The following is a 21,742-nucleotide window of genomic DNA, read 5'->3' on the forward strand; positions in this document are numbered from 1 at the left end:
ACCTTAGAGCTATTCATGACTAATGGTACTTGAAGGAAAAAAGCCCGAGTTCCTCCTCCTCGGGCCTTTCGTAAAAAATAGTTAAATTAGTACTGTACTTTTTCCAATCTGTTTATCGTTGTAATAAAAAATCAAACTACTAAAAAGAAATCCTCTTTTGAATTCCACTTTGATTTCATCCCCTTGATCTCTACCATTCAGTATTTGACCTTGTAGTGTGAAAGTTTTTGAAGGGTAAGCACCTGTTCTACAATCTTGTGTTTCTCCATCAATTATTAATGACATCTTTGAAATCTCATTTTTTATTTTAATATCATGCCCTCTAAATTCATGCGCATAACTAGCCATATATTACTCCTTTATATGATGGATAATTTAGAATATTATATCACAAGTTTAGTTAATCTTAGAGAAGATTTGGCCCCTTTAGTTAATTTCACTTGCGCATGAAATAACTTTTAGCTCTCGATTAGGAATACTTAAACCTTCGATATTCTTCTGATTGGAGATAACATAAAAGTGCGGCATGATTGCACTGGAGCTTACTCCGGATCTCCAACTCTGAAACTCCGCGGATCTATAAGCCTCCTCAAAGAAAGAATTGTAGATCGAAAATTTACTCTGCCATTGCTTCACACTTAGCGGTGTCCTCTGAACTTCCACGCATGCAAGTTTCTTCTTACCTTCTGGAGTAACGAAAGCAAATACCACGTCTGGATTCCACACTAACGATCTGCCAGCAAAGTTAAACTCCTGCTTGTATTCATAAAGCCATTGAAACGGCTGCAAGGTGAAATATATCTCTCCCACTTCTAAAGCGTGCTCGACGTGCTCACATGTCTGCCTAGATCCATTCATCATCAGTAGGCCCTTGCGTGTTAGACGCCATATTTTTGTTCTCCTGTGCCATTCCCATTCGATTAGTTTTTCCTGAAGCAGATCCTGAAGGTGCTGAGAAGCCTTCTTTAGCGGACTGGAGTTTGAACTGAATAGTTTTGCTATCTGATCCGTGCGAGCTATCGGAACTTGTGAAAGAGCCTTCAGTATAACTTCTTTCTTTGTTGGAGCGCTTAGAGTTGCCATTCTCGATGATCATTCCTTTCTTGAGTGGCGCCAGCAATCTCTCCCACTCTCTATCGCCGCCAATGTATGGAGTCTGAACTAAAATATCTTCCCCGTGGGAATAGATGCAACGCCCCTTATCCTTAGGATTAATCTTCTCAGCTCCAGGACGATCAATGATAATTTGGGACCCGAAGTGATCCTTAGTCCGGAATGCAATGGAAGCTTCAACGTTATCTTTGAATTGCTTATTGATCACTCGGGCATCCGGCCGCTGTGTGCCGTAAATGCAAAACACTTTTGGTTCCCGACCTTTTCGACCGATGAATCCAATTGCATAATCACATTCAAATGCTAGTTCTTTATCCAGAGTTCTCGCGGCGTATTGAGATGGAGAAAGATCGGCAGCCTCATCAATGAGCACAACAATCGGCTTGAAAGTAGCAACAGTCTCTTCCCGATTCCCGAACTCCCTCGACTGAATTACGGCCTTTCTCCTCTCGAGCTCCTTCACCAATCCCATAAGTATCTTCCTGCAGGATTTAAGATCATCTGCCACCGTCACAAGACCCTCAAAAGGTGAAAAAGAATATCCCTTCATATCGCAAATATAAACCTCGTATCCCTGCAATAGAAGCTGGTAAGCTATCCATCTCTGCCAATCCGTCTTTCCTGCACCGGACGCACCTCCCTCCAAGATATGAACATTGAGCGGATGGTACACAGGTTGCATTAATCGATCGTATCCAATAAGCAATTGATTCTGCTTCAAATGCTCCTTTTTATAGCGCAATGGAAACGGCCAATCTTTTTCGATGATTCTACAGACAAGCAGCCCCTTAAAGTTGATTAGCTCCACCTCTTTCCCACACGTCGCTATAAGCGCAGGAAGGCACTTTTGAGCCTCTTCATAGGACGAGTTCAGCGGTACATGGAATCCGATTTCCCACCCGCATATAACCCTTCTGTGCTTGTAATACGCCCAACCCTTATGACCTTCCTTGATGTCTTTTAGCAGCGGCTTATTGAGTATCTGAAGAATGCGTTGTGTGTAGTTCATATACTTATGAGAACGAGGACTATAGCAGCGGATAAGAGAAGTACAAGCGTGGTTTTAGGGTGATCTTTGAACCAATTTGATTTTGGTATTGAACCTTGTCGATCTTGCCAGAATGGATCGGCCATGATGGCGGCGCACCTCCAGTGAGCGCAATGCGCGAATAAGTGAGTTGAGTGGAACGAAACGAAAGGATACGAAAAAATTAATAGGGGTGAATGTCACGAATATTAAGCCGAACAAGCAATGAATTACCTCCCTGTACCATTCACCCCTCACTATCACCGGAAACAAGCAAAGAATGTAGCTCGGACTTTCACTGGTTCTTAAAGAATGATTGCCATTTATAAGTGTTGGACAGCTTCCCATGTGTAACTCCTTCGTGCTGCTCACCTAGAAACAAAACTTTAAACAATGTAATCATGCCGGCTTCCCCACCAATCTATTGTAAGTTTTCGATCCCTTAGGAACGACTCGGAAACGAGGTTTATCATTTATAATCTTGTAGCCGATCCAGGACCCTATGATGTAATAACGGTATGCCGGGCAAACGATGTAAACCGTGACAGCAGCTAAAGCGAAAGCAGTTTTACCAATTTTCATATTCCACCTCATATGAAGTAATCTAGATGATCAATCATCGACATTCCTTTTTCTTTGAACACACGAATCATCTCACGCATGGTGTTTTGGTTGTCGACTTCAATAACTTTATTCATGAGTTTCTGATACAAACTATGGAGCATTGAGTTATCGTAATGGTTCCCAGGTTTGTTAAGGTATCTATAGATTTTATCTAGATCCTCAACTTTGGTACTCTCATTGATTAACTCTTTGACATAAGAAGGTGAAAGACCAACATCATTTTTAAGCTCTGCGATCTTATCTGCATGCGTCCAGCGGAAAGAGCTTTCGGCCGCTTGGATATCTCTGGCGACTATTCTACCTCCTTTATTGCCGATCTCCTTCGCGAAGAACTTAAGTAAACCACCTAACGGACCAGACATCACAGCAGCAGCTCCTTAATGATGTGAATGACATCATCTGCAGTCTGTTGATTCATAACCTCTGTCATATCAACACGCGAAGCTTTTGCAAGCATCTTAACAAGCCAGCCCATAGAATTACCTCCTTGTAAAATTCATGTCGTCGCCAATATGGAAGATAAAATGTGGAACATCAAACCAAAAATCTAATGTTGCTATGAAAATTTCTGCTGTAATGCCGGTTACTGCTATTGTCCATGCAAGAGTATTCTTCATGCTGACACCTACTTTTTGAACTTATCTGACGGCGGCCAATCGATATCAAACTCAGTTCGAAGCATGTTCTTAAATTGCTCATTACTACTCTCTTGCTTCTCAATTAAACGATTGAACGGAATTACGTTATCTGGTTCATCCTCTATGGTGATATGGTAATGATTCGATTCTTCTTTCATTTTGTCTAAGCGAAACTTCGTTAGTAAAACCGCTGATGCTGCCATCATTCCTGCGCCTAATGGTAATAAAAACATCCTTACCATCCTCCCTTTTGATCAGCTTCGCATTTCTAGTTGGTGCGCATTCTTTGGGATTAGTGGGAATTGAAGCATAAGCTAGAACGCTGCCAGCAAAGATACAGAACCCAGTAAATAGACTAATCATGTTACTGTACCCCTAAAACATCGGCGATAAAGTTCCCTACAACGCCAATCTGCCCATCTCCGCCAATGTTTTGAATCAGATCTTTTGCTAAAGAATGCAAGTAGTTGTGTCCATGTCGCATGGTAAAGTGATAAGTAGATCGACCGAATCCATACAACGATTTTGTAACTACGAACGGTTCTGGATCAGCAAACGCTTTGCCGATTAATTTAGCGGTGCATAAGTCAGGATTCGTGTCAGCTCCGCATAATTCAATTGCCTTTGCACAATTCGATTGGTCAACAAGCTGCGAACACACCTTAGGAACTAAGACGATTTTCACAACATCACCCCGAAGGTATGGGCGATTTCCCCGACTTTATCCCATACCCATTTCAAGCTCACCACAGCTGCAGCCACATCCAAAATAATGGTGAAGAATATTGCGAAGTTTTTACCACCCATACTTACGATAAGATTGTTTCCGATGTGGCCGATGATCGCTATGCCTACGATCGATAAAACTTGAGGAGGGATAATCATTTCTTCACCTCATAATGCGTAATCAAAGCCTGACGAATTACCTTCGAAACATCTTTCTCCTTCAACAACTTCTCCAACAGCCAGCCTTTAACGCGAAATGTAAATCGCTTTTCTTTCATTTCAGTTCATCCAGGTGCTTCAGAATTTGCGCTTTAATCTCCTCGTTCGTAATCTTCTGACCTTCAGTGAGCTCCATCGATAAAAGCAAATTTACATCCGCCAACATTTGCTCCAATCCCATGCGCGTTGCCTGCTTGATAAAATTGTTCTCTTGCTGGACCACTCTTGCCATCGTCATCATCCTCTCTTTGTTGTCTGACAATATAGGAATATGTCGAATGCTTGGTCACGTTTCCTATGGTTTTTTATATTTCAGAATAAATTTTTCATAGATTGTCCATTCTTCATAATAGAAGGAGGATGGATAATATGTTTGGATTAGGAAAGTCAAGAACAAGGTTTGGAAAATGGTTGGATAAGGAGGGGATCAAACAAGGGGAACTTCCGGTTAATAAGAATACTGCTTCAAGGTTGTGCAATGACTTGGATTATGAGCCATATGAAGACACCATCATTACAGTCATTAGTTTCTTGCGCAAAAAAGGTTATGATGTTACAGTCGAGGATTTTTGGTAAATACAAAAAAGCGCCAACTGGATTTCTCCAGTGACGCACATTTATATTTTTTTATAAAGGTTTACCATTCTTAAGTTTGATCGATCGTTTAAAGGCGAAAAAATTAATACCCATCTCAATTTCTTCATCAGACAATTTTATTCCATCAATAAGTAAGCCACCTCTTTTCATTATTGGCGTGACTACTTTGCTTACACCAATTTGCTCAACGACAACTTGGTCTTCCAACGTTTCTACAAACCTGTAACCTTTCCCGTACAAATGAAAAAATGTTTCAGTCAACTCATCGAATGTGCTGCTCACTCTTCACACAACCTTCTATTCAAAATTGACAAACAATTTACCATCAATATTTTGTTCTTTCTTCTCAACCGGAGCCGCGGCGATTTTCTTGAACTTACTTTTATCTAAGCGAGCAACGTATTTCCCCAATCGAATTTGCAACTCTGCCTTAGCTAAGCCTTTCCATAAGCTAAAGTTCTCCTCATAACGCCTAACGTAAATTTTGTAGTCCAGTGTCTCTCCAACTTTCCAGTTCTTGACCACTTTGACATTGGCGGCTTTTAACCGTTGTTTACACTCTACATGGTCCACTGTAACCATGTCTAGCAGCTCCTGGAACTGATCGGGATGCAAATGTTTAAGTGGTGTGACTTCGGGAAACCACATGTACTTATCAATCAAATCAAGTAACAAAGGGAGAATTACGTAAGTGCTTATGTCGTCTTGCTCCTCTTTAGTTGTGAAACTCATCCATAACACCTCCATGAATAAGAACATTCATTCGCGTTTTTGTATTATACACCGTGGACGTAATAGTTATGCAAGTGAAATTTTATGGGAACAAAAAAGACGAACAGAGGATTAAATGTAAAATTAATGAAACAGTTTGGTAGGATTTGGCGTAGGTATTACAGAAGTGATGAGGATACAAAATGAGGAGGAATTAACTTGAAGAAGAAACTACTCGTTGCACTAGGACTTTCTGGAATCATCGCGGCTTCTGTCGCAGTCGGGGCATATGCTGCTTCAGATATTAAATTATTTATTAACGGGAAATTGATCAATGCAGATTTGCAGATCGTTGATGGAAACAGTTATGTTCCACTTAGAGTGGTAAGCGAATCACTAGGAGCTGATGTTAAGTGGGATGGGGAGAAAAGGGAAATATCCATCCAGCAAAAGGGTGTATCTGAAACAAAACCAAGCACATCGGCCGACGCCGTTTCTGATACTCCGGATAAATTGGCAATCGAATTCATCAATACTTTTTTTAACGAGCGTGACAAGACTAAAATGGAGAGCTTTCTAAAAGAAAAAATCCACAACGATACTCAACCGATATATCAAATGTTAGCTTCTTATGACCTTAAAGAACCTCATGTCTTGCTTGATCCTGAGATTATTGAAACCACAAAGTTTGAAGATAAAGGAACGCAGGTTGATTTATTATTGATCAATGCCAAAAATGATTCCGAGCAGAAAAAAGAAGTAATTGCAATGACTAAAGAAGGGAAGTTTTTCATCCTACTCATGTCGGATGCCACAAGTGAAAATGACAAAAAAGCTTATAGCGAGCTTAGAGTAAAATTCAGTTCAAAATAAAAAATCCCCCGCCAGCCTTCACGGCCAGTGGGGGATTCGTTCTGATTAGGAGTTTTCTTTTGGTTGACCAGAAGCTACACGCAATTCATCTGCAAGGCGGCCAATCTCTAAGTGTGGAGACAATTCGTAAACAGCTTTCAATAACTTAATAATTTTGTTTGCATCCTCAACTTTCAGCATCGGTTCTTCCTCCTTCGCCTTCATATTGTTCCATGCTCCTTCATTTCCAAAGCTTTCATTCAGATCAACGCCGATACCGTTCAATGTCAGACCTAAACCTTGCGGACCGCAATCGTACTGATAAATATTTGCTTTGTCAGAAACTTTACCATAACTCCATGCTCGTGTTTGCCAGAAGTGCGAGCAGGCGCTAGCTGCATATACGGCTTCAATAACTGCATAAGAGCCATAAACGCCAGTTGTATAATCCGGAGTGGCTTCACTCGCTGCCCGTATATACTCGATCACAGTTGCCATCTGAGAAGCCCTAGCTTCGAAATCCACGGCGAAATAGATGCAGCTGCCGATCGGTTGCCCAACTTGCTTAGCCACCTGAACAGCTGTTGCTCCGTCAGCCAATCCGGCAGCACGGCCGCCAAGTGCTCGATCAGCAGTTGTTTCGAATACTGAAATGATATCGATGCCTGCTTTATTTAGAGCCTCAGCTTCTTCTCTCTTCAGTGCTTTCCAACTGCTAGCCGGGACCAAATAACGAGCTGCGAATTGAAAACCATCTGCAGCAAACAATACAGCTGTCTTCGCAGTCAATGGAGTTGCACAGTCGAATCCTTTCATTGCTACACATCCTTATCTTGTGACGTTCCATCACCTTTTGCCTTAAGTACCTGGATCATTTCTTTTAGCTTTGGAGGCATCGGCAGCCCCAGCCGACCATAGTTCTCAGTGATTGAAATAAGCTCATTGGCAAGATAAAAGTAAATGGCACCAGTCATTAAGACATTGGTGCCAAGTAAGATATCCATCCGATGAGCCAGCACAACCACCACAGCCATGAGGAACTTCTTGAAGATTCCAAGGAAGCCAACTTTACTGCTCAGTCCTTTTTCCTCTTTGATTGAAGCCCCAATACCCGTAATATAGTCAACCACCATCGCGATAAAGAATAAGCTTAGCAATTCCGACCACCCCCCATAGGCATAAGTGAGAATTGCTCCGATTACTCCTGTTGATGTCGTGAGGGCTGCGGCTTGTTGTGTGGATGGCAATCCTAATCCTTCAGCTAGTATTCTCTTAAACATGTCCCACTCTCCCGGAAATAGAAATAGCCCCAATCGGATTGGGGCTTACTTTTACCTAAATGAAGTTTTAAGCGATCCTGCTTAATTTTTCTGCTCCAAGGTGTTTACTTTTCTTCGGTTGAGTCATGATTTTACCTAAATTAATTGATGGATTCTCAATTAAGTAATACATTACGGTCGCTACAATAAATGTGAGTGCTATAGATATTCCCGTGATTACTTCCATTGGTAATTTACCATGAAAATAATTAGCGACTGAAAGCGCAACGATCAGGTGGTACAAATATAAGCTGTAAGAGATTTTGCCAACAAAACGAATAGGTCTCTTCAACACCAATGAGCTTATAGCTTTTGAGTTGACAAAAAATAAGATAAAAATTGCTGCTCCAACTGCAATAATCCAATCATTTACGATTAACAAATGAACTATTGATAAATCATTTAAAAACCACCAATTATATGTGTATGCCAAGACACCAGCAACCAATAATGTGATTTTCAACGATCTCCCCATTTTAGCATAAATGAGATTCAGATGTTCTCTATTTTTGGCTAATAAAGCCCCTGCGACAAAGAAACCGAAGTAATGAATAGTATACAAGTAAGACCCTTGTAATTTTGTCGCATCATAATTAAATACTTTAAGAAACGCAACATACAAAACATAAAAGAAAATCGATCCCGAAACAGATAGAATTAAATTACGTTTCCAACTGAATTTCAAGACTAAAAACATTAACAGTGGGAAAATCAGCGAAATCCTCATTTCATGGACGAGAGACCAGACAACCATGTTAAACCTGTAACTATCAAATTCTGTTATTAAAACAGCGTGGTTCAATACAAGGTCAGATGAGATTGGTTTGTCAAACCACCCACCTAATTTAAAGAAGTCTATTGAATAGAAGCTCTTCATACAGACAATTGCAATAATAACACTGACGGCGTAAGGTAAATAAATTCTACAGATTCGTCTAATTAGATAATTTTTATAAATTGGTTTTTTAAAATCATTATTGTAATAAGGTAATGACAGCACAAAGCCACTTAATATAAAGAATAAAATCACTGCTTCATGACCTGCCCATAACAGATGGAATGGAGTTTTGTCTAATTTATTCATTAGCCAGAAATTCCCCAAGGGCAGTAAATGACAGAATACCACAGTCGCTGCTGCCAATCCTCTTAATGAATCTAATTCATCGTATCTTTTACTCATTGCGACCCCCTACATAAAAATTCTTCATAAAGAACGAAATTTGTTCTTCATAAAGAATATAATAATTCGGGTTCATAATTCAAGTATGAAATTTTGTTCTTAACAATAAACGAATTGTTCTGTATCATGAACATTAAGATTATAGAATGGGTGGTGAATGAATATTGTTGGATACTACTTTGGTAACATCTTTAGCTATAACTGGGGTAATAGCACTGCTTGCTTACGGCTATAGTACTAAAAAAGAAATGGACAAATTAGATATTGACGTTGAAGAAGATCGCACCGAAAGAAATATCTGGTGAGAACAGTTTTAGTAAACCGTTCTTCCGTCTCTTATCATAGCTAACTCCAAACTACGAAGAACATTCTTAAACATAGCGTCGTGGCCCGTATCGTTTGGGTGTAAGGAGTCAGCAAGAGTTTGATCAATAGTTTTCCCGCTATACAAACAATAGTCAATTATCGCTTGATAATGGGAAATGAACATGTATTCTCTTCTCTTGGCTATTTTTTTATACTCGCTTGACGTATCTTCTTGATGAAATCCAGTTTTGGCATTTTCATCACTCGCCCAAACCGGGTTTGGTGCCAAGAGGATTATCCTTTTATGACCAATCTTCGTTTCAACTAAGTTGAGTTGATAATCAAACTTGCTGAAAGTAGTACTTCTAGGTAGGTTCCTTTCATTAGTTCCGTAACAAATAAAAATTACATCATCGTCAGTCTTTATTAAACTGGGAGTTGTTCTTAAAGCATCAGAAACAGAACCATTTACACCCCTGTTTTCTAACCGTCCGACCTTGGTAAATTCAATATCGCTAATACTCAAGTAGGTTTGATTTGGTGTGTGTCCTAGTGATGTTAAAGTAATTTTCACTATATGATTACCTTCAGTTAAACCGGCAATTAACACTGGTGTAACCGCACTCGCTGTTGATATGTAACAATCAATCACTTGAATGTCTAAGCCATCAACATTTACTGTTAACTTCCCGCCCTGACTACTAAACGTAGTGTATAGTGTGAACGATGTGCCGTAAAAACTAAATTGTATCCCCAACGGTGGATTAGTTATCGAACTCACCGGATAAGCAACCAATGCCCCTGTAAAGTCGGGTTGTAAACCACCCAAACGAGTTATATAAGACAAATCAGCCGCGCTAACTTTTACAGGGTTTCCAGTAACGAATTTTTTAGTGATATGGTCAATTGTTTTAGAAACCCAAGAATTACCTGCACTTGCCCCTGCACCATTAGTTATGCTATCACCAACAAAAGCGATATTAGCTCGCTTTAACGGGCTTGTAATAACATTAAAAATATCGTCTTTAGCGGAATAGGCACTACTCGTACCGCCACCTCCGATGCTTACAGGGCTTCCGTGAAACATCAAAACTCCTGTATCTTCCGATAAACTATCCAACACCGTTTTATTGTTGTGTGTATGACTATTAGGGTCAGGGATAGATTGACCGGACTTCGGTTTTTGCCACATCAATATTACCTCCCTTAATAAACCTTAAAGTCATCAAGTGTTGTAGTTGCTGAATTTGCAGCAAGACCGTGTTGAGTAGCGCTCTGATTAAATGTATCAGTTGTAGCTAATGCTGTGTCTTCAACTCCATTAACAAAAACTTTTATAGAAGATCCTAATAAAACGACCTTTACAATGTCATTGTTCGCATAGGAAATACCACCTGACTTCACGGCAACGTAACTTCCTGCATTCTTTTTATAAAGTTCATACTTACCAGTTCCACTTGCGCCTTGAACAAACCACCAGTTATTTGCGTCCGTAACTCGGAACGCTAAGCGCGTAGCTGCTGCAACGATATTTACAAATTTAGCTTCTACGCTACAATCCGAAACGCCCGCATCAACAACCGCTAAACCATTACTAAGACCAGGCTTCACAACGTTTGATGCTATTGTTGGCGTTCCAGCTAGTGCTATCCAGGTTTTATTACCAACCTCGGTGATGGTTCCACCTAAATTTCCGTCAGCTCTTGTGAAAGAGTCTGATACTAGGGCTGACGGCGCTGCTCCTGATGTTGTCGCTGTCGTTGTCATCGCTGTCGATCGATTACCTGCACCATCGATAGCAACAAGGCGGAATGTATAAGCAGTATTAGCACTTAATCCAGTCACAGTTGTAGACGTCGAACTTGGATTGATTGCTCCACTGAACACTGTGAAGTTCGTTCCGTCAGCGGAATATGCTGCCTCATAAGCAGTTACATCACCACTAGCAGAAAGAGTCCACGAAAGCGGCACACTGTTTGCTGTCGGAGTTCCGGCTGCTAGACCGGTAACTGGACTAGGCGGCGTTGTATCCGCTGCTGCAGTAGTCGTGAACGTTGTGCTTGTGCCACTCGCCACATTCCCCGCCGCGTCCTTCGCTTTAACTGTGTAAGTGTACTGAGTGCCCGCTGTAAGCCCTGTGACGTTGTATGAGGTCCCGATTACGGTCGTCACAAGACTAGGGCCGTTATAGATGTCATACCCAGTTACCGCGACGTTATCCGTGGCTGCTGTCCAATTGAGCGTTACGCCTGTTTGCGTCAATCCACTTGTCGTGAGATTCGTGACATTGCTCGGTGCTGTTGTATCTGCCGGCGGTGCGCTCGTTGTTACATCTACACTCGTACCACTTGCAACATTCCCACTCGCATCTTTAGCCTTTACCCAAAGAGTATAAGCTGTAGAAGCAGCCAAGCCATTCACATTGTAGGTCGTTCCCGTAACGTTAGCCAGGAATGTGGTCCCGTTGTAGATGTCATATGATGCTACGTCACTCGATACCGAAGCAGTCCAGTTCAGCGTCAGGCCCGTTTGTGTGATATTGGATGTTGTGAGATTTGTAACGTTCGCCGGCGGAATCGTATCTGCGCTAGAGGAAGTTGTCACTGTTGTTGAAGTTCCCGACGAAATGTTATTCGCTGCGTCTTTTGCCTTGATTGTAAATGTGTATTGAGTAGCCTGTGTCAAGCCGGTTGCATTGTATGTCGTGCCCGTTACGCTGCCTACCAATGTGGATCCGCGGTAAACATCATAGCCGATACAGTCGCTGGAGGATGAGGCATTCCAGGTTAATGTGAGGCTCGTTGCAGTCAGATTAGATACTGCAAGATTGGTGACGTTGTCCGGTGGAGTGGTATCGACAGGTTGTGATGGTGTAAATCCGCCGATCAGTTGAATGCCCTCTGCACGCCACGGTACGGTGCTGTTAATGGTAACTACTGTGAATGGTTTGAAACGGCCTGTAACAACTTCTCCAGCCTTTACGGTTCGTGTTTTGCCATTAATGGTAAATGTAAGATCAGCAGCTCCGGATGTTTCTGGCTTTGAATCATTACTGACTTCGATCCCAATCATTTCGCTAGCGAACTCTTTGGTTAGATTTCCACTTCCACTGAAAGGTTCGTCAGAGACTTCAATGGGCGACTGCATGTGGTAAGAGCCGCCCGATCCTCTTACAAGTTCCCATTCTCCCTGCTCATTTAAGAATTGAGGAGGCGTGACATTGCCTATTTTAATCATTGGTTTAAGTTCATCAGGCATTTAATTAACCCACCTCCTACGCTAAATCAGATTCAAAATTAATTAGGATATATCCCTGATTAGGGAAGGTCTCGACGCTTCCGTCCTCATAAGTAACTTCAAATTCCGCTTTCATTGTCCCGAGAGTTGTTACTTCTTCCGGCTCGAAAACAAAAGAAACGATGCCATCGTCAGCAGATAAGATATCAGCCTCACGATTAACTAGGATCGAGCCTTTCCTGTACGTCGCCATTTTGAATTTCACCGAAGCATTATTCAATTTCACTGGCGTTCCTTTAGGGCTTATCAGAGCTGCTTTTATGGCTGTCCTTGTGTCTCCTCGCTTCATCGTTAGTGCCATCAATCCACCTCTTTCCGCTCTACGACATTTTGTACAGGAGCAACGAAATGCAGGAGGGTTTCGACCTTCACAAGCTGCACGTCAACACTATTTTTGATGGGTTCAATCACAATGCTTTTATCCATGATTACCACCTTCTCTAAAAAGACAATAAGCCCCGATTCGTACTAAACCGGGGCATAATTCAATTATTCCAATGGCTTGCCGTCAGTTCCCAGGTCCATAGCAGCGAGTTCAGCTTCAACAGCTGGCTTCAAGTTAACAGGAACTTGTTCGAATGTTTTGTATCCCTTGACGATTAGCGTTACGTATACTGTGACCATTGTTTCTTCACCTCCTCCCAACAACAAAAAAAGAAGCCATATAACGGCTCCTTTAAACATTGCTTTGATCCAGTAAAATTTGTACTTCGGGTCTTAAATTCAACGGCACTTCTTCGATCGTTTTCTTTCCAAACAGAATGAGTTTGTAATAAATTAGTGCCATACTACTCCACGCCTCCCTGAAGTGCCAAAATCATTTCGTACAGCTCTGTGATAGCCAACATATTGTTGATGGTTTCTTGCTCTGCGGCAGCCTTTTCGGCCTCTTTTTCTTCGTAGACCTGAGTGATTGCGAGCATGAGGTTGATGTTGTCTTGCTCGAGTTGAGCTATTTTTATTTGAACCGGAGTGGGTTGCGGATCTACTGGTTCAGGAGGCGGCGCTGGCGTCCAAACCCCATCGGCGTATGTATCACCGGGGTTTACTTCGATATCAAGCATAACTACCTCGGGAACTATAATTGTCGTGGGATTTCCGTCCTCGTCTGGTTCTCCCGGCTGTTCCTTGTCCACCCATTTGAACAAAGGTATCATGTGATCCGCAACGAATTCACCGGAAAGTAACGAAACCGATATACAAACACCCGTTTCAATGTCAATCTGTGCGTATCTGAACATGCTCACACCTCATTAGTAGTATTCGATTACTTGCCAAGCGACGGGAACCGTGTTAATTCCACTGTCTCCAACAAATCTGAGTGTTGTAGATGATATGAGGGTTGCATAAATGGAAGCCGGAATAATAGTATCTGAAGCTCTCATAGGACCAAAAGCGTCAAGGCTTATCACTGTCTTTGCCATATTAACCGCTGAAATCGTCACATCAGTTGCGCTAGTCCCCGACGCACCTACAACCCCTCTTTGAATGCTTTTCAATCCTCCCACCCCCTGCCATATTGAACCGTTGAACCACTCGATATATGTCCCGCTTGAGTGGACGCGTAGTTTCCCAGTATCCCAAACTGAATTTTGTCCTGCTTGGATAGTCCCGTTTTCATTGAATATAATGTTCTTCGGCCAATCCCAATCCTCTCCGTCAACGGTTGCAGAAGGTGCAAAAATAAAAGAATTAGCGGATGGGTGATGGATAATCCACGATTTATACCCTGACATTTTAGAGACTAACGGCGAATTTGTTGTGTTTCTTAATAAACCCGTCATCGTACCGCCTGTACGCTGTAAAGCCCCGTCAGCCGTCACATGGGCGTCATAGATACCTTGCTCCATCTTGTTCAGGTTGGCGGCGTTAAGGGGCGTTCCTGCTTGTGTAACCGTGCCCGGCGATTGGGTGATAGTGTAGAGCTTCTTTGGCGCGAATGCTGTGGCTGCGCTGCCTAGTTCGAGCTGCGGGTTGGTGAAGATGATGGCTCCCGTTGAAGCGCCCGAAGCGCTAGTCACGATAATTCTAATTTTCGCTGTATCGGATTGCGTTGTGAAAGTAATGCTCGAAGCCGTAGACGAAGAAGATGAAAATGTTTGCGCTCCTGCTGAGTTATACAAGATATAAAAGTGTCCGGCGTTACTTCCTGCAAGTGTACAAGAAAAAGCATAAGACGTACTAGGCAATACGGGGACCTCAATGTATGATTGCTGCCATGTACCCGTAGAGTTCAATGTCAGAACGTAAGGCGATGTAACCACCGCATTCGCATGTAGCGTCCAGTCCGAGAAAGGCGGCAAAAGGTTCTTGTCGCTCCCACCGTCCCAGTTCATAAAAAACCTTTTCGCCCACTGTACAGCCCTATCAATGTAAGTCGTTTTTGTGTAAGCCATTTAGTATAACCCTCCACTCTCGCCGCTTCTTATGGTTCCGCAGTACACGAAACTTTGATAAACGAGAACCCCGGTGTTAAGTAAGTCCAAGACATTTTTCTCTAGCCGGATCGCGTCATTGTAATCGAACGTTGTGCCGACCGCCCAAGATTTAACGCCGCCATACCCTGACGGAACCATGAAGTTACTTTTGATGTATTCAATGTTTTGTTCAATCCTGTTAATGGACGAGAGAAAATCAATGCTGTAGTTCGTCCGGTTCTTCACAATGCCGACTTTCGGCGTGTCTGAGGTCCATGCTGTGCCGCCTGTAAGCGTGCCAAATGCGACCCCGGTTGTGGGAACTAAACTTGTGCCCGTGCCTTGGTCGCACCTCCAATATGCAATTAACCCCGGTTCAGTACCTTTCAGGAAGCGGCGCATACTGTCCTGAATCTGTGCTTGGCTGCGCGCATAGTTCCAAATCCGAACGTCATCCACACAGCCTTTGAACCACCTGGAGCCACCTTGCCAAGAACCTATATATAGGTTTCCTGTATTCTGCACTACGCCGGGACAAGCACCCGATCCCTCAAGAACACCGTCCACATATATGCGTATAGTCACACCGTCGTATGTGGCTGCTATGTGATGCCATCTATTGTCTTTTAAAGCTGTGAGCGTGTAGGCTTTCGCCCCGCCCACAAAAAAGTATACTTGGCTCGTTGTGCTGTTGTACTCAAATGCCCACCCTGTAGTTGATGTATGCGACTTATCTATTATATTCGCATAATCGACCTGCGCTGTGCCCGGCTTAATCCAACACTCAACAGTCAATTGCGTTAAGTCGAAAACAGAGCTATTGCCACAATTCACGGCATCGTCAACCCCATCGAATGACAGGGCGTAGAGGTTTTCTTCCAGTCCAACGATATTGTATTGAATGCTGTTTAGATAGTCGGCAACCTCTTTGATGTTATTTTCTATCCGGTTCCAGTCATCCGGGTTCATGTAATCATTTTCCGTCCAGTTCAATCGGGGAGTGATCCATGCCATTAATTGACCCCTCCCTTCGCTTGCGTTTTTACTGTCAGATACCCGGCATACTCGATTTCATTCTTTGTGACATAGGCGTTCATTGTGCTGCCGTATGTGTTCTCCATTGAGAGTACGTCATTAAGCTCTAGAGCCGGGTTTCCGCGCCATCTGACGGAATAGGTCGCTCTATATGCCAACTGCGCCATAAGCCAATCAGCGACCGCCTGAGCGCGTGCAGAGGTGTTGATAAGGGTGTTCTTTTCTAGCTTCAGAGTGTCGCCTACGGTATTAACGGGATGGTTAACACCGACAAAGCCGGACGTTGAAAGGTCTGTCCAGTATGTTACCTCTACCCGTTTGATTGCTTTATCAAGGGCGATTTGAGGCTCCGTATACATGTTGTCAAAGTCGGCTGAATCGACCGGGGTCATATCGCCTAAGACGGTTTCCATGGCGTAGGTGCGCCCGGCTGATGTCTCTGCATACTCCCCGGATATCGCGCTATCAAATACAGTTTTCCACGTTACCCCATCGGCAGATATTTCCGTCTTGGTGTTGTGATAGGTGCGCCCGTCTGCGTAGTAGTGCCATACCTTGACTGTCTCAATGTCATATACTGCGCCAAGGTCAACGGTTACGTTCCCTAAACCACCTTGTCCGCACCAATTTTCTGAAGCTGTATTGCCGTCGGTAATTAATGAGGGCGAATTAACCGGAACAAAGGAAGTCGTCACAGGCTTTCCAAGGGCTATATTTGTACCGCTCGAATTGACCGCCTGTATTTCCACCCAATGACCCGCATTGTTGAAAGTGCTGCCGTTTGTGGTATCCCGGATGTATCGCACCTTGCGAGTTTTATTACACTTCAAAGTGATTTTACCGTCACGGGTGACATAGATGTTTGCACCCCCGGCTATGGCAATCATTTGGAGCAGGTCCCGGTAATTCACTTTTTCGGCAACCGAATTTGTTGTTATATTTTCTAGTGCCGGGTCAATCCAGTAATTCGATATCCCCGCAAGGAAGAAAATATACCTCGCCAATGATGCCAATGACTGCGAGGCGGGCGCTGAATTGTTCCAAACAAAGCTCGCCATGGTGTCGAGATTGGTCCGGGCTGTGAACGTAGCTGTTAAGCTGCCCTCGTCCGATTGCCATTCTTGAAGCAGGTAATTTCCAATGGGAATGTATTCAAAGTTACCGCCCCCGGTATCAAGCCCGATCTCCCCTATGACCTGCTGACGCTGCTGCAAGTATTTATAGAACCCGGTCGGATTCAAGATATTAAAAAGCCTGTCGGAGTTATCGATTGTGAACTTGAACTCAGCAGAAGGGAGCTTGCCAGTAAGCAAGTCCATTTCCTCGACTGAGCTTAGGTTAACTAAGTTGTCATCGGTGTACTGCTTCACAAAACCAAAGTCAACTTCAAAAACTCGAGCTCTGCGGTTCGGTTTGGACCATTTACGAATGATGACCGACACCTTGCGATAGTTGTATAGTTGCCCGATTGGGACTGCGATAATATCGGTATTACCCGTGACTGAGGTCGTCGCTATTACAGCTCCCCCAGCGTCATAAGCGGTCATATCGAAGTCAACCGCGTATTCACCATTCACTTGGTCGAATGTGATTGTCAACCCGGCGCTAGAGTGATTTGATCCGAAGTCAAAGGATATAGTAAGAGGTGTTGCGAATACGCCGAAAGCGTCGCATATATCAGAGCTACTCCAGCCTAACTCCTCGTTATTGGCGATTACATCGTCAGCAAATGAAAAAGAACCGTCCAAGCGGAAGCGGTCCTTTTCTAATGTTGCAGCCTTATATGTCATGCTGCGCCTCTTATCGATTAAGTGAGCCTTAACACTTAACGGTGATTCAGGTGAAGTTGTGATATTGGTAACATCCCCGGAGGCGGTAACATCGCTAATATCGAATGTCACGCGCCCCGCTGTACGTCTGACAGGCGCGTATATGTTATTCTTGAAATTTTGCGTTGTCCTGTACATATGCCGCGCCTACCTTTCGACTACATTGAAAGCAACATCCTTGTACCGCGGGGTTCCATCGATGAAGTCCAACATAGGCATCTTCCGGTCGCCCTTATAAAACGTTTTGGTTGCAGGGCTATTTGTTTTCGGATCTATATATGTCACTTCGAAATAAAACGGATCGATTGCATTTAATATCTGACTCATTTGTTCGGCATCGAGGAACTTCCAAGATAACTCTAATTTAACTTTGCGTGCGATGAACTCAGTTATCAAAAGACCATTTGTATTCCTCATAGGGTCCTTTGTTAGATCCTGGTGACTTACTGTAAGATCGGAAGGGGTCGGCATTTCAACCCCGTCAATTGTTAACAATGCCATAGGTTTACCGACCTCCTAGGTTGTTGTAATCATGCTTCCACCAATACGCGAATTCTCTTTATTCAGATATGGGCCGACAACACGGGCGAGACTAACACCGTCAATGATTAAGTTGACGTCACCTGACTTGTTGTTGCTATTTCCGCCATTACTGAATTGCATTGCTGTAAGTACTGCATTGCCAAGAGCGCCTGCTAATTTGTCGACGAAGGATGTATTCTCAAGCGGCACGACCATTTCAGAGCCAGCCTCTCCGATCTGCGCAATCGTCGGACTATCTACAATCCCACCCCGGGCGAGTCTTGGAATTTTCGGGATTTGTGGCATTCCGATAGATCCGCCACCAAGAACAATATCAGTACCTGGTACACTAACACTTGGGATATTAATTTTGATAGCATTAACTTTGTCGATGAAACCATTGACCAGATCGATAGCTGAATTGATTCCATTCTTAATTGCCGTACCAATGCCTTCCCAAATTTCACCGGTCTTCTCTGTCAACTCTCCCCATACCGCAAGGACAGCTGTGTTTACTCCAGAGAAGTCGAGTTTAGCAATGAGGTCGAATTTCTCACTGACTTTTTTCTTAAGTTCATCCCACTTGGTCCCTGTATCCGTTTTAAGGTTTTCCCAGGACGTAACGATAGTATTTTTAATTTCATCCCACTTCACAAAAGCTTTCGTCTCTTCCCACTTAGTACTCAAGCTTTGTTTGAATTCATCCCACTTGGTCCCAGTTTCGGTTTTAAGATCGGTCCACTTATCGACAATTGCCTTCTTAATTTCATCCCATTTAACATATGCTTTTGTGTTTTCCCAACCCTTGGATAGAACTTCTTTAAACTCTGTCCACTTTGTTTCCGTCTCACCTTTCATCTCTTCCCAGTAAGCAACGACCTTCGTCTTTACGGCATCCCAAACAATGCCGTTTTCTATGGCATACCATGTTTTACCTATACTTTCTTTCATTTCTCCAAACTTGGTCGATACCTTATCGCGGATATATTCGGCAAAGTCTAAAGCTTCTAGTTTGGTTGGATCGCCGTACTTCTTGATTTCTTCTTTCAATCCAGACCATGTGTCGCTGAATTCCTTTTTCCATTCTTTCATTTTGTTTGCTGTTTCAGGTGAGAATATCCCAATGAATCCGGTAATCGCATCAAATGAACCAGAGATATTTTTTTCGAAACCATTAAAAGCCTTTTCAAAATCCCCGCTGATCAATCCGCTAATTAACTGAATAGTACCTGCCCAAGATCTAATGCCACCTGCAATGGAATCAATGGAATATGACACTCGTTTAGCTGATTCGCTTTTGAATTGATCCCAGAAATCTTGAATAGGTTTAGAGTTGGAAATTGATTTAACAAGGTCTTCAATGCTTTCGCCTAATTCACCAAAGGAATTCTTTAGATTTCCCAAAGAATCACTGAGGCGCTTTTTGTCCTCTTCCGGAATGAAATCATTAATGGCTTTTCGAAACTTATCGGCTAGCTCCTGAATTTTTGTAGGAATCTTTGTGGATTCATCATTAAATCCGTCACTCATTCCTACGCCCAATCCACCGCCCACTGAGTCTGACTTTGAGTCATTGTCATCCTTGCTCGCGCTTCCTAGTTGGTTAAGCTCGTCAAATCCTGCGAGCGAATTAGCTGCCTTCTTTGCTTTTTTACCGGCAGCGTCAAGAGAATCCCCCAAACCATCCACAGCACCCGATTGAGAATCAATGGCAGCCGCTTGAGCATTACCCGCCGCAATATTAGATTTAGGAAATAATGCTCTCATGAATGCAGAGACATTCTTAAAAACAACTTCCGCTCTTCTTGCCATTTCCGTGAGCAATGGTAATGCTATGTTAAGAATAGGAAGAAATGCTTGCCCTAAAGCCAACTTAACATCGGATAAAGCGGCAACAAAACCACCTTTTAACAAGGCTGTGTTGTTCGCTATTTCTGTACCAAAGTTAGTGGTTGTTGAATCTAAGATGTGATAGTAAAGGATGGTTTTTTTCATTCCCTCGCTGAGTTCTTCCCAGGGGGCACCGTTAGCCATCATTTTGTATGCTCTGGATTGTTGGATTGCTGCAACACGAACGTTGACGCCCAACTCGTCAGCACCATCGGCCTCTTGGTTCATCGCTGAACGCATCCGGTCGGAAATCTCTACCTGATCCATGCCGGTTCTGCTCCGAATAATCGCAGCAGCTTTAATTAAGTCAGTCGTCTTTTTGAGCAAATCTTGCTCATCTTTAGCAATAGACTTCAATCGTAGCGAATAGTTATTGCCCATTTCCGCAACCGATAGCTTTGAAAACCCCATGGCATCACCGACGGTGTTTTGCCATTTTACAAAATCGCCCATGCTCTTCCCGAGCGTATTACTTATGGTTCCCATCAATGCTTCGAATTTTATAGCATCATCCACCGCATCGCTTAAAGCCAATCCAACTCCGATACTACCGAGAATCCCAGCGATTTTTCCGCCGAAATTTTTCAGATCTGTTTGAGCTTTGGTCAGCTCTTTTTTCATCTGGGTGAAGTCTGCGCCAGCACGTATAACTAAATTCCGGATGATCGAGATGGCCGTTCACCTCCTTGTATGCTTCATGTCACTGTCCCGCCGAACATCGCGTTTAATCGTTTCACCTCCGCGAACATATCGACGGCAGCTTGCTCTTGATTCTCTTTTGGTTTTTCTTTGAGGATGTCTTCCAATCTAGGCCAGTTCTTTACCCGACCGAAATATGCGCCATAATAAGCCGCAGAAATTCGCTCATTCTGCATAAACTTTTCGCGCTTGTGGTGTTCTTCTATATGGACTGTTAGTTCATATGGCGTCATATCGTTATACTCGTACAAGCTAATACCGACCGCCACCGCAGCCCTGTATGATTCTTGCCAATCGAAAGCTTTTACTTCTCGCGGCTCGCCGGTTTCATTTGGTCCACCGCTAGATTGTTTCCCCCAAACTTGCCGTAGGCTTTATTGAAAGCCTCATAAATCTTTTCCATCAAGTATTCATGAGAAGGTGCATAATCCAAAATGTCCTCCATCATTTCCAAAGTGAGCTTTTCGCCATTCTCTCTTGCATCTTTTTCTAGTCCATAGAAAAAGATTGTTTCAAGTTCATCAAGATCTGTTCCTTGGTTTTCCTGTTCCATGTCCTCCACACTTTTACCATTGCGAGCCAACATTCTTTTCAGAGCTTTGTGACCGAAACGCAGTTCGCGTGGTCTGTCCAATTCTACAATTACAACGTCATTATTGTTTGCGTTCGCCATTTCCTCTTCATCCTCCGATTAATAGAAATAAGGCTAGAACCGTTTAAAGTCCTAGCCCTCGCTTGCTT

Annotated in this window: 30 protein-coding genes; 3 read left to right on the forward strand and 27 right to left on the reverse strand. The window is 43.1% G+C overall.

The window, feature by feature from the left end:
* Positions 1-81: 81 nt before the first annotated feature.
* The 8 genes from PUT07_RS03120 to PUT07_RS03155 all read right to left on the reverse strand — a co-directional run bounded on the left by PUT07_RS03120 (position 82) and on the right by PUT07_RS03155 (position 4,579).
* Positions 82-348, reverse strand: a complete 267-nt coding sequence (locus PUT07_RS03120; protein ID WP_274466313.1) for a hypothetical protein — start codon at positions 346-348, stop codon at positions 82-84.
* Positions 349-844: 496 nt separating this feature from the next.
* Positions 845-1,921, reverse strand: coding sequence for a hypothetical protein (locus PUT07_RS03125; RefSeq protein WP_274466315.1), 1,077 nt, complete (start codon positions 1,919-1,921; stop codon positions 845-847).
* Positions 1,922-2,730: 809 nt separating this feature from the next.
* Complete coding sequence (locus PUT07_RS03130; protein ID WP_274466316.1) at positions 2,731-3,126, reverse strand: hypothetical protein; 396 nt, start codon at positions 3,124-3,126, stop codon at positions 2,731-2,733.
* 263 nt (positions 3,127-3,389) lie between these two features.
* Entirely contained in the window at positions 3,390-3,635 is a 246-nt protein-coding gene (locus tag PUT07_RS03135) for a hypothetical protein (protein WP_274466318.1), read from the reverse strand.
* 131 nt (positions 3,636-3,766) lie between these two features.
* Entirely contained in the window at positions 3,767-4,087 is a 321-nt protein-coding gene (locus PUT07_RS03140; protein ID WP_274466319.1) for a hypothetical protein, read from the reverse strand.
* Positions 4,084-4,287, reverse strand: coding sequence for a hypothetical protein (locus PUT07_RS03145; RefSeq protein ID WP_274466320.1), 204 nt, complete (start codon positions 4,285-4,287; stop codon positions 4,084-4,086). The genes PUT07_RS03140 and PUT07_RS03145 overlap by 4 nt, the downstream gene beginning before the upstream one ends.
* Positions 4,284-4,406, reverse strand: coding sequence for a hypothetical protein (locus PUT07_RS03150; protein ID WP_274466321.1), 123 nt, complete (start codon positions 4,404-4,406; stop codon positions 4,284-4,286). The genes PUT07_RS03145 and PUT07_RS03150 overlap by 4 nt, the downstream gene beginning before the upstream one ends.
* Positions 4,403-4,579: a hypothetical protein gene (locus tag PUT07_RS03155; protein WP_274466322.1), complete on the reverse strand. Its 177-nt coding sequence runs from the start codon at positions 4,577-4,579 to the stop codon at positions 4,403-4,405. The genes PUT07_RS03150 and PUT07_RS03155 overlap by 4 nt, the downstream gene beginning before the upstream one ends.
* A gap of 137 nt (positions 4,580-4,716) precedes the next feature.
* Here PUT07_RS03155 and PUT07_RS03160 point away from each other — a divergent pair, with 137 nt between their 5' ends.
* Entirely contained in the window at positions 4,717-4,923 is a 207-nt protein-coding gene (locus PUT07_RS03160; protein ID WP_274466324.1) for a transcriptional regulator, read from the forward strand.
* A 51-nt stretch (positions 4,924-4,974) separates the two neighbouring features.
* Here PUT07_RS03160 and PUT07_RS03165 read toward each other — a convergent pair whose 3' ends face one another.
* Together PUT07_RS03165 and PUT07_RS03170 are read right to left on the reverse strand one after the other, a co-directional pair.
* The gene (locus PUT07_RS03165; RefSeq protein WP_274466325.1) at positions 4,975-5,226 is read right to left on the reverse strand and encodes a hypothetical protein; all 252 of its coding nucleotides are present in this window, start codon (positions 5,224-5,226) and stop codon (positions 4,975-4,977) included.
* A gap of 15 nt (positions 5,227-5,241) precedes the next feature.
* Positions 5,242-5,676, reverse strand: a complete 435-nt coding sequence (locus PUT07_RS03170; protein ID WP_274466326.1) for a hypothetical protein — start codon at positions 5,674-5,676, stop codon at positions 5,242-5,244.
* A 198-nt stretch (positions 5,677-5,874) separates the two neighbouring features.
* Here PUT07_RS03170 and PUT07_RS03175 point away from each other — a divergent pair, with 198 nt between their 5' ends.
* Entirely contained in the window at positions 5,875-6,528 is a 654-nt protein-coding gene (locus tag PUT07_RS03175) for a copper amine oxidase N-terminal domain-containing protein (RefSeq protein ID WP_274466328.1), read from the forward strand.
* A 45-nt stretch (positions 6,529-6,573) separates the two neighbouring features.
* Here PUT07_RS03175 and PUT07_RS03180 read toward each other — a convergent pair whose 3' ends face one another.
* From PUT07_RS03180 to PUT07_RS03190, 3 genes are all read right to left on the reverse strand, one after another.
* Positions 6,574-7,323, reverse strand: coding sequence for a DUF1906 domain-containing protein (locus PUT07_RS03180; RefSeq protein ID WP_274466329.1), 750 nt, complete (start codon positions 7,321-7,323; stop codon positions 6,574-6,576).
* Positions 7,324-7,325: 2 nt separating this feature from the next.
* The gene (locus PUT07_RS03185) at positions 7,326-7,787 is read right to left on the reverse strand and encodes a phage holin family protein (protein WP_274466330.1); all 462 of its coding nucleotides are present in this window, start codon (positions 7,785-7,787) and stop codon (positions 7,326-7,328) included.
* 67 nt (positions 7,788-7,854) lie between these two features.
* Positions 7,855-9,006: an acyltransferase family protein gene (locus PUT07_RS03190; RefSeq protein WP_274466331.1), complete on the reverse strand. Its 1,152-nt coding sequence runs from the start codon at positions 9,004-9,006 to the stop codon at positions 7,855-7,857.
* A 167-nt stretch (positions 9,007-9,173) separates the two neighbouring features.
* Between PUT07_RS03190 and PUT07_RS03195 the strand changes: the two genes are divergently transcribed.
* Complete coding sequence (locus PUT07_RS03195) at positions 9,174-9,311, forward strand: hypothetical protein (RefSeq protein WP_274466332.1); 138 nt, start codon at positions 9,174-9,176, stop codon at positions 9,309-9,311.
* A gap of 8 nt (positions 9,312-9,319) precedes the next feature.
* On the opposite strand, the gene PUT07_RS03200 is transcribed toward PUT07_RS03195, so the two are convergent.
* From PUT07_RS03200 to PUT07_RS03265, 14 genes are all read right to left on the reverse strand, one after another.
* Positions 9,320-10,504: a GDSL-type esterase/lipase family protein gene (locus PUT07_RS03200; RefSeq protein WP_274466333.1), complete on the reverse strand. Its 1,185-nt coding sequence runs from the start codon at positions 10,502-10,504 to the stop codon at positions 9,320-9,322.
* 14 nt (positions 10,505-10,518) lie between these two features.
* On the reverse strand, positions 10,519-12,570 hold the full coding sequence (locus PUT07_RS03205) for a fibronectin type III domain-containing protein (RefSeq protein ID WP_274466334.1): 2,052 nt from the start codon (positions 12,568-12,570) through the stop codon (positions 10,519-10,521).
* Between the two features lie 16 nt (positions 12,571-12,586).
* Entirely contained in the window at positions 12,587-12,910 is a 324-nt protein-coding gene (locus PUT07_RS03210; RefSeq protein WP_274466335.1) for a BppU family phage baseplate upper protein, read from the reverse strand.
* On the reverse strand, positions 12,910-13,035 hold the full coding sequence (locus PUT07_RS03215) for a hypothetical protein (RefSeq protein WP_274466336.1): 126 nt from the start codon (positions 13,033-13,035) through the stop codon (positions 12,910-12,912). The genes PUT07_RS03210 and PUT07_RS03215 overlap by 1 nt, the downstream gene beginning before the upstream one ends.
* A 63-nt stretch (positions 13,036-13,098) precedes the next feature.
* Complete coding sequence (locus tag PUT07_RS03220) at positions 13,099-13,233, reverse strand: CD1375 family protein (protein WP_274466337.1); 135 nt, start codon at positions 13,231-13,233, stop codon at positions 13,099-13,101.
* Positions 13,234-13,285: 52 nt separating this feature from the next.
* On the reverse strand, positions 13,286-13,396 hold the full coding sequence (locus tag PUT07_RS03225) for a CD1375 family protein (RefSeq protein ID WP_274466338.1): 111 nt from the start codon (positions 13,394-13,396) through the stop codon (positions 13,286-13,288).
* 1 nt (position 13,397) lies between these two features.
* The gene (locus tag PUT07_RS03230) at positions 13,398-13,850 is read right to left on the reverse strand and encodes a hypothetical protein (RefSeq protein WP_274466339.1); all 453 of its coding nucleotides are present in this window, start codon (positions 13,848-13,850) and stop codon (positions 13,398-13,400) included.
* A gap of 12 nt (positions 13,851-13,862) precedes the next feature.
* Positions 13,863-15,005, reverse strand: a complete 1,143-nt coding sequence (locus PUT07_RS03235) for a hypothetical protein (RefSeq protein WP_274466340.1) — start codon at positions 15,003-15,005, stop codon at positions 13,863-13,865.
* Positions 15,006-16,040, reverse strand: coding sequence for a LamG domain-containing protein (locus tag PUT07_RS03240; RefSeq protein WP_274466341.1), 1,035 nt, complete (start codon positions 16,038-16,040; stop codon positions 15,006-15,008).
* Positions 16,040-17,851 (reverse strand): discoidin domain-containing protein, encoded by a 1,812-nt coding sequence (locus PUT07_RS03245; RefSeq protein ID WP_274466342.1) that lies wholly within the window; start codon positions 17,849-17,851, stop codon positions 16,040-16,042. Before PUT07_RS03245 ends, PUT07_RS03240 begins: the two co-directional genes overlap by 1 nt.
* Positions 17,852-18,037: 186 nt before the next feature.
* Positions 18,038-18,391: a DUF6711 family protein gene (locus tag PUT07_RS03250; protein WP_274466343.1), complete on the reverse strand. Its 354-nt coding sequence runs from the start codon at positions 18,389-18,391 to the stop codon at positions 18,038-18,040.
* 15 nt (positions 18,392-18,406) lie between these two features.
* Positions 18,407-20,923 (reverse strand): hypothetical protein, encoded by a 2,517-nt coding sequence (locus tag PUT07_RS03255; protein WP_274466344.1) that lies wholly within the window; start codon positions 20,921-20,923, stop codon positions 18,407-18,409.
* A 74-nt stretch (positions 20,924-20,997) separates the two neighbouring features.
* Positions 20,998-21,234: a hypothetical protein gene (locus PUT07_RS03260; protein ID WP_274466345.1), complete on the reverse strand. Its 237-nt coding sequence runs from the start codon at positions 21,232-21,234 to the stop codon at positions 20,998-21,000.
* Between the two features lie 71 nt (positions 21,235-21,305).
* On the reverse strand, positions 21,306-21,674 hold the full coding sequence (locus tag PUT07_RS03265) for a hypothetical protein (RefSeq protein ID WP_274466346.1): 369 nt from the start codon (positions 21,672-21,674) through the stop codon (positions 21,306-21,308).
* Between the last annotated feature and the right edge of the window lie 68 nt (positions 21,675-21,742).

Source organism: Paenibacillus sp. MAHUQ-63, from assembly GCF_028765165.1.
Lineage (GTDB): Bacteria > Bacillota > Bacilli > Paenibacillales > NBRC-103111 > Paenibacillus_E.